We start from the raw sequence: 14,120 nt of genomic DNA, 5'->3' as shown, positions 1-14,120 counted from the left end.
ATTTTTAAGCCTGATTAAGCTGTGCTTTGAGCAAATCACGGAAAGTCTGGATCAACGGTTCGCGGCTGCGACCACGGCGCACGATCATCGAAAACGGTGCCTGATAACCGAACGTCGCCGGCAGCAGCACGCGCAAATCCCCCTTGTCGGCCCAGGCCTGGGCGTAGTGTTCCGGCAGGTAACCGATGTAGGCGCCGGATAGCACCAGAATCAGCTGGGCCTCCATACTTTCCACGGTCGCCGCGCTGTGCTTGAAACCGTGCCGCGCCAGTTCCGCCTGGCTCCAATAGCCGCGACCGACCATGCGTTGCTGGGTGATGACCTGCTCGGGGATGCGCCGCTCGTTGAACAGCGGATGACGGCTGCTGCAATACAACCAGTGCTGCTCGCGGTAAAGCGGCATGTAGACCAGACCGCTCATGCGCGTGGAAAAGGCACCGATGGCCAGGTCGAGGCGGTTGTCCTGCACGCCGAGTTGCAGTTCGTAAGGGCTCATGACCGACAGATGCAAGTGCACCGCCGGGTGTTCCTGACTGTAGGCGCCGATGGCTTCGGCGAACGGCAAGGCCTTGTCGCTGACGGTGGAATCGATCACCCCCAGGTTCAACGTGCCGCGCAATTCGCCTTTGAGGGCGGCGGCGTATTGTTCGAAACCTTCGAGTTCGGCCAACAGACGCAGGGTTTCCTGATGGAACAGCTCGCCCTTGCTGGTCAGGCTGAAACCGCCGCGACCACGATGGCACAGCACCAGGCCGAGGGCCGCTTCGAGCTGGCTCATATAGGTGCTGATGGCCGACGTCGAGAGATTGAGCTCGTGCTGGGCGTTGGCGAACCCCTGATGGCGGACCACGCTGACGAAGATGCGCAATAGTTTCAGGTCGGGTAAAGCGTTGGCCATGGGGGGGCTCCATTGCAAGGTAGTGCATGTTGCTTTGTGGCGAGGGAGCTTGCTCCCGCTCGGCTGCGAAGCAGTCGTAAACCCGACTCATGCGGTCTGCCCGATGTAACCGGGCTTAATGGTTTTGGGGCCGCTTCGCAGCCCAGCGGGAGCAAGCTCCCTCGCCACAAGGGTTCGGTGCATGGTGGGGAGTCTATCTTTCCGCCCGCCATTAGTTTAGAAAAATCTGAACTAAGTATTTGCCCGTAGCGATTCTTCCCGGCCACTACATTTCGCAGAATCGGCCCACAGCGGTGCCCGTCTCTCCCCGAGCGGCTACCTGCATAAATAAAACAACGACGATGAGGCCTTACCCGTGGACAAGATTCTTCACCAACCACTGGGCGGCAATGAAATGCCGCGCTTCGGCGGCATCGCCACCATGCTGCGACTCCCCCATTTGCCATCCGCTGCCGGCCTGGACGCTGCCTTTATCGGCATCCCGCTGGACATCGGCACGTCCCTGCGCCCCGGCACCCGCTTCGGGCCGCGTGAAATCCGCGCTGAATCGGTGATGATCCGTCCGTACAACATGGCCACCGGCGCTGCGCCGTTCGACTCGCTGTCGGTTGCCGACATCGGTGACGTGGCGATCAACACCTTCAACCTGCTGGACGCCGTGCGGATCATCGAAGAGGCCTACGACAATATCCTCGAACACGATGTGATCCCCCTGACGCTGGGTGGCGACCACACCATCACCCTGCCGATCCTGCGTGCCATCCATAAAAAGCACGGCAAGGTCGGCCTGGTGCACATCGATGCTCACGCCGATGTGAACGATCACATGTTCGGCGAGAAAATCGCCCACGGCACCACCTTCCGTCGCGCGGTAGAAGAAGGTCTTCTGGATTGCGACCGCGTAGTGCAAATTGGCCTGCGGGCTCAGGGTTACACCGCTGATGACTTCAACTGGAGCCGCAATCAAGGCTTCCGTGTGGTTCAGGCCGAAGAATGCTGGCACAAATCCCTGGCGCCGCTGATGGCCGAAGTTCGCGCGAAAGTCGGCGACGGTCCGGTGTACCTGAGTTTCGATATCGACGGCATCGATCCGGCCTGGGCACCTGGCACCGGCACCCCGGAAATCGGCGGTCTGACGACCATTCAAGCGATTGAAATCGTGCGCGGCTGCCAAGGCCTCGACCTGGTCGGCTGCGATTTGGTAGAAGTCTCGCCAGCGTACGACACCACCGGCAACACCTCGCTGCTGGGCGCCAACCTGTTGTACGAAATGCTCTGCGTACTGCCAGGCGTGGTCCATCGCTGAGGATCGGTCATGAACGAACGTGATCAGGTACTCAATGCCGCCGCCGAACTGGTGTCGGCCTTTGCCCGAAACGATCGCGAAGCCTACTTCGGCGCTTTCAGCATCGACTCAAGCTTCGTGTTCTACACCCTCGAGCAGCCTCTGCTGTCGCGCGATGCCTACCAGGCGTTGTGGGACAGCTGGCGCGCCGAGGACGGCTTCGAGGTGCTGTCGTGCACCTCGAGCAACGCCTTTGTCAGCCTGCAGGGTGACGTGGCGATTTTCATCCATGACGTGGCCACCGAGCTGCGCATGCAAGGGGAGCAACACTTCAGCCAGGAACGCGAGACGATTGTTTTCAAGAAACAGGCGTCTGGCCAAGAACAACAAGGCCTATGGCTGGCCTGCCACGAACATTTGTCCGCAATGCCGGAAGGGCTGCCAACCCCTTAGCCAAACAGGTGACGCTCACGCACGATGAGCGCGCCTTTATGATCGGAGCAGATCATGAATAACAACAACAAAGACCAAAGCCTTACGCAAATTGAAACCTACGGGGTCGAGCAGATCCCGGACAACGAACGCACCGCAGGCCCGACGGACTTGTTCCGGATGATCTTCGGCGGCTCCAACACCTTCGCCACCGCCGTGCTCGGCAGTTTTCCGGTACTGTTCGGCCTGTCTTTTCAGGCGGGCGTCTGGGCGATTGTGCTGGGTGTGTTGCTGGGCTCGCTGATCCTCGCGCCAATGGGCCTGTTCGGACCGATCAATGGCACCAACAATGCGGTGTCGTCCGGTGCGCATTTCGGCGTGCACGGGCGGATCGTCGGTTCGTTCCTGTCGCTTCTGACTGCTATCGCCTTCTTCTCGCTCTCGGTATGGAGTTCGGGTGATGCGTTGATCGGTGGTGCGAAACGCCTGATCGGCCTGCCGGAAACCGACCTGACCCTGGGCCTGGCCTACGGTCTGTTCGCGATCCTGGTGCTGACGGTGTGCATCTACGGCTTCCGCTTCCTGCTGTGGGTTAACAAGATCGCGGTGTGGAGCGCCAGCCTGTTGTTCCTGCTGGGCGTCTTCGCCTTCGCCGGTCCTTTCGATGTGAACTACGCCGGCAGCGTCAGCCTCGGTCAACCGGGTTTCTGGGCGGCTTTCATCGGCGCTGCGCTGGTGGCAATGAGTAACCCGATTTCCTTCGGGGCGTTCCTCGGTGACTGGTCGCGCTACATCCCGCGTGACACCTCCAAGCGCCGGATCATGGCCGCCGTGGTGATCTCGCAGATCGCGACCTTCATCCCGTTCCTGTTCGGCCTCGCCACCGCCACCATCGTAGCGATCAAGGCACCGGACTACATCGCGGCCAACAACTACGTCGGCGGCCTGCTGGCGGTGTCGCCGAGCTGGTTCTTCCTGCCGGTGTGCCTGATTGCGGTGATTGGCGGCATGTCCACCGGCACCACGTCGCTGTATGGCACCGGGCTGGACATGTCCAGTGTGTTTCCACGGGTCCTGTCGCGGGTTAAAGCGACGCTGCTGATCGGTGTGATGTCGATTGCCTTCATCTTCATCGGGCGCTTTGCGGCGAACCTGGTGCAGAGCGTGTCGACCTTCGCCGTGCTGATCATCACCTGCACCACTCCATGGATGGTGATCATGATCATCGGCCTGCTGGTGCGTCGCGGCTTCTACTGCCCGGATGACCTGCAAGTGTTCACCCGTGGCGAAAAAGGTGGCCGCTACTGGTTCACCCACGGCTGGAACTGGCGTGGCCTGGGCGCCTGGATCCCGAGTGCCGCGGTCGGTTTGTGCTTCGTGAACCTGCCGGGGCAGTTTGTCGGGCCGCTCGGAGATCTGGCCGGCGGGATCGACATCAGCCTGCCGGTAACCCTCGGCCTGGCCTCGCTGGTGTACCTGACGCTGCTGAGCCTGTTCCCGGAATCGGCTGCGGTGTTCGGCCCCAACGATGCACGCAGCAAGGGCACGGATTCGCTCGGTAAACCGGCGATGCGACAAGCCGCCTGATTCAACTCGCAGAAATTGTGTCGAGGAGCTTTTGTGGCGAGGGGGCTTGTCGGAACGCCGCATCGCCCCGTTCGACTGCGCAGCAGTCGCAATACAAACAACCGGTTCTGACTGAAGAACCGCGCTATCAGGTTTTGGGGCCGCTTCGCGACCCAACGGGGGCAAGCCCCCTCGCCACAATTAAGTGTTCCATCGCATCACTGCTATTCAGCCTCACCATAAAAAAGACAATCGGAGACACGCCATCATGGCTTTGGATTTATTCGTCGTACTCATCTACGCCGCCGCGATGCTGATGCTCGGCTATTACGGCATGCGCAAGGCCAAGACCAACGAAGACTTTTTGGTCGCCGGTCGCAACCTCGGCCCGAGCATGTACATGGGCACCATGGCCGCCACCGTTCTGGGCGGCGCGTCCACCGTCGGCACCGTGCGCCTGGGCTACGTCCATGGTATCTCCGGTTTCTGGCTGTGCGCGGCACTCGGCTGCGGGATCGTGGCGCTGAACCTGTTCCTCGCCAAACCGCTGCTGAAACTGAAAATCTACACCGTTACCCAAGTGCTGGAAAAACGCTACAACCCGATGGCCCGCTCCGCGAGCGCGGTGATCATGCTGGCGTATGCGCTGATGATCGGCGTAGTTTCGATCCTGGCAATCGGCACCGTGCTGCAAGTGCTGTTCGGCCTGCCGTTCTGGGTCTCGGTATTGCTCGGCGGTGGCGTGGTTGTGATCTACTCTGCGATCGGCGGCATGTGGTCCCTGACCTTGACCGACATCGTCCAGTTCGTGATCAAGACCGTCGGCCTGATGTTCATCCTGTTGCCGATCTGCCTGTACCGCGTTGGCGGCTGGGATGAATTGGTGTTGAAACTGCCGGCCACTGCCTTCAGCTTCACCACGATTGGCTGGGACACCATCATCACCTACTTCATGATCTACTTCTTCGGGATCCTGATCGGCCAAGACATCTGGCAGCGTGTGTTCACCGTCAAGAGCGCCAAAGTGGCTCAGGTCGCCGGTACCTTCGCAGGCTTCTACTGCATCCTTTACGGCCTGGCCTGCGCCCTGATCGGCATGGCCGCTCACGTGCTGATCCCGGACCTGGACAACGTCAACAACGCTTTCGCCGCCATCGTCAAACTGTCCCTGCCGGACGGTATCCGTGGTCTGGTGATCGCCGCGGCCCTGGCGGCCATGATGTCCACTGCCAGCGCCGGCCTGCTCGCCGCTGCCACCACACTGACCGAAGACTTGCTGCCGAAACTGCGTGGAGGCAAACAGTCGAGCCTGGGCATGAACCGCCTGTTCACCCTGTTGACCGGCATCGTCGTACTCGGCATCGCTCTGGTCGTACATGACGTGATCAGCGCGCTGACCCTGGCTTACAACCTGTTGGTGGGCGGCATGCTGATCCCGCTGATCGGCGCGATCTTCTGGAAACGCGCAACCACCGCCGGCGCTATCGCCAGCATGGGCCTGGGTTTTGCCACTGCACTGTTGTTCATGATCAAGGACGGTATGGACGCCAACACCCCGATCTACTATAGCCTCGGCGTGGGCCTGGTGAGTTTCGTGGTGGTCAGCCTTCTGTCCCGTCGCCCGGCCGTAGTGGCGAGCGCTGCCTAAGATTTCTATAACGACCTGATGCTTTCTTCGGCGGGTGTGGCGTCGGTTGCCACACCCGTTTTTTTCGCCTGAAGGAATTTGCCCATGAAGATCGTCAGCCGCGATCAGTGGTTCGAGGTCAAACAGCTCAGCGACGGTATCCGCCTGATTCACGAGCCGTACATTCGGCCTTTTTACCGCTGCAACCTCTGGCACATTCAGGGCCGCGACAAGGACTTGCTGCTGGACAGCGGTTCCGGGCTGGTCAGCCTGCGCGAGCAATTGCCGTGGCTCACCGAACGACCGCTGGTGGCGGTGGCCAGCCATTGCCATTTCGACCACATCGCCGGCCATCACGAGTTCCCCGAACGGCTGGTGCATCCGGCCGAAGCGCAGATCCTCGCCGAACCCGATGGCGACAACACCCTGAGCAAGGCTTTCGTCGGTGACGACATGTTCGAGGCTCACCCCGACTGCCCATTGTGCTACGCCGAATACCGGGTCAAAGCTGCGCCGGCCACCGGTTTTATCGAAGACGGCGACGTGCTCGATCTCGGTAATCGGGTCCTGCAAGTGCTGCACACGCCGGGTCACTCACAGGGTGGCATCAGCCTGTTTGAGGCGGCGACCGAAACCCTGTTCAGCGGTGACATCATCTACGACGGGCCGCTGATCGAAAACGCCTACCACTCCAACCTCGATGACTACGCCCGCAGCCTGCAACGCTTGCGCGCGATGCCGATCCGCACGGTGCACGGCGGGCATTTCGGGAGTTTTTCCGGGGAGTATCTGCGCTCGATGATTGACGAGTGGCAGCGCCGACACGCCTGAAGCCTGCTGTACTCAGCGTCAGGGACCTCATAACGTTCTCGAAGAAGGACCTCATGACAAGAGCCGCCGTTCGTGCCGCCGTGCATCGTCGCATCCGCCGCCTGCTGGAAAACCAGGATGACTTCGACGACAACACCAACCTGATGCAGTTGGGATTGGACAAAGAGGATATTGAAGAGCTGATCTTCCGTCTGGAGGATCAGTTGGGGTTGACGGCGTTTACCGCCGAAGAAGACCGGATGCTCAAGACTGCCAGGACGGCGAATGACTTGGCCCGGTTTTTGATTGAGATTGGGCGGTATTGAAACGGATTGCTAAATACATCCGATGGGCCGAACGAACCTCTGTGGCGAGGGAGCTTGCTCCCGCTCGATTGCGCAGCAATCGCAAGCTGCACTCGCGCTCAACCTGACCCACCTGTGTGGCGATGAATGGGGCCGCTGCGCGCCCCAGCGGGAGCAAGCTCCCTCGCCACAGGTGATTTGCCAGACTTACCGACGGCGCTGCTGGCGGCGACGTTGTTCGTCATCAGTGCGAATTGGCACCGGTTGCAGAGGCGGTTCAATCAAACCGAGTGCGACACCCAGGTCATGCAGCCAGTTTTGGATTTTCTCTTTCATGATGCCCCCCTTCAGGGTCGTGCCGAGCGGCCGAAGTTCTGTAGCCCCTTCGCACTGATAATAGTCCGAAGTCCTACGCAATGCTCGCTCAAGATCGCAATGATCTGTTACTGAATTGATCCAAATCCTTGGACGTTGGTTCAAGAAACTGCCTGGGCCTGGACCGTTGTCGACGGATACACCGCCTGTTGCTGCTCGATCCATGCATTCAGGTTGGCCCCGACCATGCCTTTGCGCCACATCAGCCAGGTGGTCGCGCTGGCAAACGGCTCGGCCAACGGGTGCACCGCCACGCTTTCACGCCCCGGCAGACTGGCGAGCATCGACTCCGACATCAGCGCCACGCCAGAGCCGGCAATCACGCAGGCCAGCATTCCCGGATAAGACTCGATCTCCATGGCCCGGCCCATCGCCGCATGGTCATGGGCAAACCAGGCTTCCAGGCGCATCCGGTAGGAGCAGCCCTGGCGAAACGTGAACACCGAACGCCCTTCGACATCCAGCGCACTGCGCACCGGCGGATGATCGGCCTCGCTGATCAACACCAACCGTTCGTCGCACAACGGCACGCCGTCGAGCCCGGCCAGTTCCAGCGGGCCGTCCACCAGCGCCGCATCGAGACGCCCGGTGAGCAGCCCTTCGAGCAATTCACCGCTGGGGCCCGACTGCACTTGCAGGTTCACCGCCGGGTAGCGGCGGTGATAACGCGCCAACAGCTCTGGCAAGTGAATTGCGGCGGTGCTGTACATGGTGCCCAGTACGAAATCCCCGGCCGGTTGCCCGCCCTGCACCGCCGCGTGAGCTTCGTCATGCAAGGCGAACAGCTTGGTGGTGTAGTCCAGCAGGACTTTTCCCGCAGGTGATAACTGCAAACGCTGACGCTCACGCACGAACAGTTCGACACCGAGTTGCTCTTCGAGCTGTTTGAGCCGGGTCGACAGGTTGGAGGGCACGCGATGCAGGCGTTCGGCGGCTCGGGTGATGGACCCCTCCTCCGCCACTGCCTGGAAGATCCGCAATTGGCTGAATTCCACGCCATTCTCCAAATCAGAACAAGTTTCTCACTATTATTCATTTTTAAAGAAAGTCAATCAGTCCTAGCCTGACGGTCATTGATCCTCGAAACGGAACTCAGACCATGTCCCCGCTGATTCGCTTAACCGCCAGCTTTGTCGCCCTGATGATGGCCATGGGCATCGGGCGTTTCGCCCTCACCCCACAACTGCCGCACTTGCTCAGCGAGGGTCAGATCGACCTGACTGCCGCTGGTCTGATTGCCGCCGCCAACTACCTTGGTTACTTCGTCGGCGCGGTGGATGCGATGTTCGCCCGTCGCCCCGATCAGGTTCGCAGGCGCCTGCTCGGCGGTTTGTGGTTGTGTGTATTGCTGACCCTGGCCTCGTTCTGGGCCAACGGGTTCTGGTCGCATCTGGCGCTGCGTTTCGGCACGGGCGTGGCCAGTGCCTGGGTGCTGGTGATGATTACCGCGTTGAGCCAACCGCTGGCAGCGGCGGCCGGTCGTCCGCGCCTCGGCGCCTTGGTGTTTGCCGGACCGGGTCTGGGGATTTTTCTGACAGGGATGTTGGCCTTGAGCTCGAACCTGCTGGGGCAAACATCCGCGACCTTGTGGTTGGTGTATGCCGCTGTCGGGCTGGTGATGCTGCTGGCGATTCTGCCGTTCCTGCCGCAGCCGGCCGCCACTTCAAGGGTGACACCGCTTGCCACCAAGTCGGCCGCCCAAGGCGTCGGACGCTTACCGGTAATCTATGGGTTGTACGGTCTGGGCTACATCATCCCGGCCACTTTCCTCTCACAAATGGCCAGCGCGCAGTTCCATGGGCAATGGCAAGCCGATCTGTTCTGGCCGTGCTTTGGTCTGGCGGCAGCGGTCGGGGTCGTGTTGGTGAGCCTGCGTCGGCACAACCCGAACGCAACTCGTCATTGGCTGATGGCGACGCTATGGCTACAGGCCGCCGGTGTGTTTGCTTGCCTGTTGGGCAGCGGTGCCGGCCTGGCGCTGGGGGTGATCCTGTGTGGCGGGCCGTTCCTGGCCTGCATGCAACTGGTGATGCAGCGCTCCCGGGAGCTGGCGCCCCACGCCACCCAGCGCAATGCCGGGTTGCTGACCGCGTGCTTCGCCGTGGGTCAGCTCAGCGGGCCGTTGCTAGCCGCGTTGAGCAGCCATTTCAGCGGTGGCTTGCAACCCGCGCTGGTGATCGCCGGCGGCGGTTTTATCATTGCCGCAGGCTTGCTGCTGCGCCCGATCAGGGTTGCCCAAGTGCTTTGCGCAAACGACGGCGCACCCACTGCTCTGCGCTCACAAAAGTGATCCCGAGCAAAACCAGTACCGCGCCGATCACAAAGTTCAGGCTCAGCTCTTCACCCAGCAGCACCACGCCGAACGTGACGCCGAACAGCGGCGTCATGAACGAAAACACCGCGAGGTTCGCCGCCAGGTAACGGCGCAGTAGCCAGAACCAGGTCAGGTAACTGAAGAACGACACCACCAATCCCTGAAACAGCACGCTGGCCACCGCCACCGTGGTCAGGCTGACATGGGTGACCTGACCACTGAGGATCGCAATCAGCAGCAGGCCGACGAAGCCGACGATCAGTTGATAAAACAGCGTCAGGGTCACCGGCGCTTCCGACAGGCGCGAGGCGCGCACCACCACGGTGGTCGCGCCCCACGACGCGCCGGCCAGCACACCCAGGGCATCGCCCATCAACATGCGGTGGTCAAGGTTGTCCCAGGACACCCCACCGGCAAACGCAATGGCAATGCCAACGAAGGCGAGAAAAATCCCCAGCCACTGCACCGGTCTTAAACGCTCACTCGGCAGCAACCAATGCACGCCCAACGCGGTAAAGATCGGCGCGGTGTAGAGAAATACCGACATGTGCGCCGCCGTGGTCAGTTGCAGACCTTCGGCAATGAAGAAGAACTCCAGGCCAAACAACGCGCCGGCCAGCAAGCCGCCGCGCCAGGTAGTCCCGACCTGATCCCAGCCGCCCTTCCAGCAGATCAACAATCCTACAAGCAACGCGGAAATACCCGAGCGCCCCGCCGCCTGCATGACCGGCGCGATGTCGGGCGCCGCCCATTTGATCATCACCTGTTGCACACCCCAGATCAGGCACAGCCCGACCATAACTTGCAGGGCAAACCCATCGGCGCTACGCCGGGTGGCGCTCACCGGAACACCTCGACAACACAATCCATGGCAGTGACTCGACAGTAAAAGCAAAGCCCCGGCGTTCCTGCTGAACAGAGGGTGCCGGGGCGAAAAATTATGCTGTCGATTATTAACCAGATGGACAGAAAAAGGTGTCTGCAAAAGACCTTTAAATCGCCACGTACGTCATCCAGCGATGACCAGAGCCGCCGATTGCTGTGCCTGCTCGCGCCTGGCCAGTGCGAAGTACAGGACGCCGCCGAGGAAGCAGCCGGTGAACCAGGCGAAGTTGGCCATCGGCTGCAATACCGGGATGAAAGTGATCGCAACGCCCATCAGGGTGGCAGGAATCAACGCCTTGACCGCCGTCCAGTTGATCCCGCCGCTGTAGTAATAACGCCCGCTCGGGCCGTCATTGAACAGCGCATCGACGTCGATCTGCTGCTTTTTGATCAGGTAGTAATCCACCAGCAGAATCCCGAACAGTGGGCCGATGAACGCCGCCAGCACGTCGAGGGTGTAGTGAATCACTTCAGGGTTGTTGAACAGATTCCACGGGGTAATGAAGATCGATGCCACGGCGGCGATCATGCCACCCGCACGCCAACTGATTTTGCTCGGGGCGACGTTGGCGAAGTCGAACGCCGGGGACACAAAGTTGGCGACGATGTTGATGCCGATGGTCGCGGTGACAAAGGCAAAGGCGCCGAGCAGCACCGCCACGCTGTTGTCGATGCGCGCCACGGTGGCGATCGGGTCGTGAAGCATTTCACCGAACACCGGCAAGGTGCCGGAAACGATCACCACGGTCACCAGCGAGAACGCCAGAAAGTTTACCGGCAGCCCCCAGAAATTGCCGCGACGCACGTCATTCATGCTGCGGCAGTAGCGACTGAAATCACCGAAGTTCAGGGTCGGACCGGAAAAGTACGACACCACCAATGCCGTTGCCACGATCACCTGGCCAAAGGCTTCCCAGCCAGACAGGGATTTCTCCGCCAGGGTGAAGCTGATGTTGCTCCAGCCGGCCTGCCAGACGATCCAGCCGGCGAGCAGGAACATCACGCCATAGACCACGGGGCCGGCCCAGTCGATGAAGCGGCGGATCGACTCCATGCCGGTCCAGAACACCAGCGCCTGGACGAACCACAGGCTGAGGAAACCGAACCAGCCGAGGTAGGACAAACCGGCAAAGTGCGGTTCGGCGTAGGTCGCCATCGAAGGAAAAAACCGCAGCACGACGATGATGAGTGCACTGGACGCCAGGTACGTTTGAATCCCGTACCAGGCCACCGCAATCAGGCCGCGAATAACCGCAGGAATATTCGCCCCGAACACCCCGAACGCCAGTCGGCAGATCACCGGGTAAGGCACCGCGGCTTGCTGACTCGGCTTGGCCACCAGGTTGGCGATCAACTGCACGATGCAAATCCCGCCGAGCAAGGCAATCAACACCTGCCAACTCGCCAACCCCAGCGCAAACAGGCTGGCGGCGAACACATAGCCGCCGACGCTGTGCACGTCGCTCATCCAGAAGGCAAAGATGTTGTACCAATTCCATTTCTGCGGCAGCGGCCCCAGGTCCTGGTTATACAGGCGTGGGCTGTAGCCGTTGGGCAATTGCTCGGTCATCGCGGGGCTCCTCGAAAGTACAGGCGCGGCCCCCCGAGATTGATGCGGCGACCACACTGCGTACGGGAGCCGGCATGGTTTGTATACGAGTTACTACGCAGAATGCGTGCCATACGATCTAAAGGTGTGACAAATCTGGCTTTCGGCCCTGTTCAGAGCACAACCTTCAAGACGTAGAGGGGGTGATAATGCCCATGAACAGGGCGTCCGCGCCTGCAAACGGTGCAGGGTGTTGTGTATACAAAGAGATGGGTGACTGCTGCGCAGAAGGCTACCGTAGGCTGGATCCTTTTTTGATCACAACCTGCGGTAGCGCCTACCGGGGCCGGTGCAGGTCAGCTGAGTTCGATACGATCAGCGTGAATGACGATCTGGCCGTTCTTGTACAACGCACCGATGGCCTTTTTGAAGTTGCCCTTGCTGACACCGAACATACTGCTGATCAGCGTCGGGTCGCTCTTGTCGCTGACTGGCAGGGTGCCGTTGTTGTCGCGCAACTTGGCGAGAATCTTCGAGTTCAGACTGGTGGCGGCGGCTTCGCCCACCGGTTGCAGGCTCAGGCTGATCTTGCCGTCGGCACGGACTTCCTTGATAAAGCCCTTCTCTTCTTTACCGGCGCGCATGAACTTGAAGATTTCGTTCTTGTGGATCAAGCCCCAGTGCTTGTTGTTGATGATTGCCTTGAAGCCCATATCGGTCGCTTCGGCTACCAGCAAATCAACTTCCTGGCCCGGGGTGTAGTTGGCCGGGGTCTTGTCCAGATAACGGTCCAGACGTGCCGTCGCGGTGATGCGCCGGGTGTGTTTGTCGAGGTAGACGTGCACCACGACATACTCGCCGGCGGTCATCTGGCGCTTTTCTTCGGAATACGGCAGCAGCAGATCCTTCGGCAACCCCCAATCCAGGAACACGCCGATGCTGTTGACTTCAACGACTTTCAAACTGGCGAATTCACCGACCTGAACTTTCGGCTTTTCGGTGGTGGCGATAAGTTTGTCATCGCTGTCCAGATAAATAAAAACGTTGAGCCAATCTTCATCTTCGCTGGGAATATCTTTGGGAATATAACGATTAGGCAGAAGGATTTCGCCGTCCGCGCCACCGTCCAGATATAAACCGAAGTTAGTGTGTTTAACCACTTGCAAACTGTTGTAGCGCCCGACTAAAGCCATGTCCAATACCCTCATTGCGTGGGCGGCATTCTACCCGGTTTTGCGGGCTGCGTTCGGCGGGCCGGCCCGGTGGCGCGAGAAAATCCGCGCAAGGCCCTAATTTCCCTGGGTTTGGCGGGCGTGTTTGGCCGCTCGTCAGGCCGTTCGGGCGGTCTGGACCGTGGCCAGCCCATCCGAAAAGCACTATTTTTCCACTGAGGTTTTTAGTTAAAACAGCAGCTTAGGGGACTATTCCAAATAATAACTTGCGATTATTCGCGCACCTGCCGTGTGTATTTCGGGAGGATATTTACCAAGCAATTGTCAAGTATTTCCTGTACGATGCCTGGCCAAGTTAATTTCTACAGGTTAATGGCCGCCATGCGTGTAAAAGCATCCAACAGCAAAGCAAAGCCAGCTCCAGCCGTTGAAACCAGTGAATCGATCAACAATCAGATCGCTGCGTTCCTCAAGTCCGGTGGCGAGATCCAGCAAATTGCCAAAGGCGTCAGCGGCCAGACGTTCGGCCCGTCCAAGCAGATCACGCTGGGCAAAAAGTAATTCCCCCGCTTTAACTGGTCCCTAAGCGCTTTGAGCTTCGAAGCGCTTGGACTGGAACCCTCCAGCAACACCCCATAAAACAAATCAATATTTCAACAATCGACGAACGGCCCTCGATGCCGAACATTCGCCGGTATGCTTGCACGTGTCTGGATCAAGCGTTTCAGCAGGTTTTCACCACCTGCTCCTCGCAGCTCATGGAGTGACGCATGCTCAAACCCTCTCTTTTCCTGCTCGCCAGCCTGTTGTGGTGTTCGGTCGCCCATGCGCAAGTCTTCCAGCGCGAATTGGGCTAATCGGCTGAACTGCCGGGCTCGCCCCACGATCACATAAGAGAACCC

At 60.0% G+C, this 14,120-nt stretch carries 14 protein-coding genes; 8 read left to right on the top strand and 6 right to left on the bottom strand.

Annotated features, from left to right (window positions below):
* Positions 1-4: 4 nt before the first annotated feature.
* Positions 5-898 (bottom strand): LysR family transcriptional regulator, encoded by an 894-nt coding sequence (locus ACCC96_RS25755; RefSeq protein ID WP_007938472.1) that lies wholly within the window; start codon positions 896-898, stop codon positions 5-7.
* Positions 899-1,253: 355 nt separating this feature from the next.
* On the opposite strand from ACCC96_RS25755, the gene speB reads away from it, so the two are divergent.
* The 6 genes from speB (at position 1,254) to ACCC96_RS25725 (ending at position 6,944) form a co-directional block, all read left to right on the top strand.
* The gene (gene speB, locus ACCC96_RS25750) at positions 1,254-2,204 is read left to right on the top strand and encodes an agmatinase (protein WP_019648049.1); all 951 of its coding nucleotides are present in this window, start codon (positions 1,254-1,256) and stop codon (positions 2,202-2,204) included.
* Between the two features lie 9 nt (positions 2,205-2,213).
* Complete coding sequence (locus tag ACCC96_RS25745) at positions 2,214-2,636, top strand: YybH family protein (RefSeq protein ID WP_258670654.1); 423 nt, start codon at positions 2,214-2,216, stop codon at positions 2,634-2,636.
* Between the two features lie 54 nt (positions 2,637-2,690).
* A complete protein-coding gene (locus tag ACCC96_RS25740; protein WP_258670657.1) occupies positions 2,691-4,202 on the top strand; it encodes a purine-cytosine permease family protein in 1,512 nt (503 codons plus the stop codon).
* Positions 4,203-4,449: 247 nt separating this feature from the next.
* Complete coding sequence (locus ACCC96_RS25735) at positions 4,450-5,829, top strand: sodium:solute symporter (RefSeq protein ID WP_007942152.1); 1,380 nt, start codon at positions 4,450-4,452, stop codon at positions 5,827-5,829.
* A gap of 84 nt (positions 5,830-5,913) precedes the next feature.
* Positions 5,914-6,639 (top strand): MBL fold metallo-hydrolase, encoded by a 726-nt coding sequence (locus ACCC96_RS25730; RefSeq protein WP_413697279.1) that lies wholly within the window; start codon positions 5,914-5,916, stop codon positions 6,637-6,639.
* Positions 6,640-6,692: 53 nt separating this feature from the next.
* Entirely contained in the window at positions 6,693-6,944 is a 252-nt protein-coding gene (locus tag ACCC96_RS25725; protein ID WP_413697278.1) for an acyl carrier protein, read from the top strand.
* A gap of 186 nt (positions 6,945-7,130) precedes the next feature.
* On the opposite strand, the gene ACCC96_RS25720 is transcribed toward ACCC96_RS25725, so the two are convergent.
* Both ACCC96_RS25720 and ptrR read right to left on the bottom strand, forming a co-directional pair.
* The gene (locus ACCC96_RS25720) at positions 7,131-7,259 is read right to left on the bottom strand and encodes a PA1414 family protein (protein ID WP_007914492.1); all 129 of its coding nucleotides are present in this window, start codon (positions 7,257-7,259) and stop codon (positions 7,131-7,133) included.
* A 140-nt stretch (positions 7,260-7,399) separates the two neighbouring features.
* Positions 7,400-8,293: a putrescine utilization regulator PtrR gene (ptrR, locus tag ACCC96_RS25715; RefSeq protein WP_413697277.1), complete on the bottom strand. Its 894-nt coding sequence runs from the start codon at positions 8,291-8,293 to the stop codon at positions 7,400-7,402.
* Between the two features lie 104 nt (positions 8,294-8,397).
* On the opposite strand from ptrR, the gene ACCC96_RS25710 reads away from it, so the two are divergent.
* Positions 8,398-9,588 (top strand): MFS transporter, encoded by a 1,191-nt coding sequence (locus tag ACCC96_RS25710; RefSeq protein ID WP_413697276.1) that lies wholly within the window; start codon positions 8,398-8,400, stop codon positions 9,586-9,588.
* Here ACCC96_RS25710 and ACCC96_RS25705 read toward each other — a convergent pair.
* From ACCC96_RS25705 to ACCC96_RS25695, 3 genes are all read right to left on the bottom strand, one after another.
* Positions 9,524-10,456 (bottom strand): DMT family transporter, encoded by a 933-nt coding sequence (locus ACCC96_RS25705; RefSeq protein WP_413697275.1) that lies wholly within the window; start codon positions 10,454-10,456, stop codon positions 9,524-9,526. The genes ACCC96_RS25710 and ACCC96_RS25705 overlap by 65 nt on opposite strands.
* A 165-nt stretch (positions 10,457-10,621) precedes the next feature.
* Positions 10,622-12,067 (bottom strand): NCS1 family nucleobase:cation symporter-1, encoded by a 1,446-nt coding sequence (locus ACCC96_RS25700; RefSeq protein WP_019648041.1) that lies wholly within the window; start codon positions 12,065-12,067, stop codon positions 10,622-10,624.
* A gap of 335 nt (positions 12,068-12,402) precedes the next feature.
* A complete protein-coding gene (locus ACCC96_RS25695) occupies positions 12,403-13,239 on the bottom strand; it encodes a S1 RNA-binding domain-containing protein (protein WP_007942143.1) in 837 nt (278 codons plus the stop codon).
* A gap of 351 nt (positions 13,240-13,590) precedes the next feature.
* Between ACCC96_RS25695 and ACCC96_RS25690 the strand changes: the two genes are divergently transcribed.
* Positions 13,591-13,779 (top strand): hypothetical protein, encoded by a 189-nt coding sequence (locus ACCC96_RS25690; RefSeq protein ID WP_017337097.1) that lies wholly within the window; start codon positions 13,591-13,593, stop codon positions 13,777-13,779.
* Positions 13,780-14,120 lie beyond the last annotated feature (341 nt).

This window comes from Pseudomonas sp. Pseusp11 (assembly GCF_047304405.1).
GTDB lineage: Bacteria > Pseudomonadota > Gammaproteobacteria > Pseudomonadales > Pseudomonadaceae > Aquipseudomonas.
This window is presented reverse-complemented; position numbering and strand designations above follow the sequence as displayed.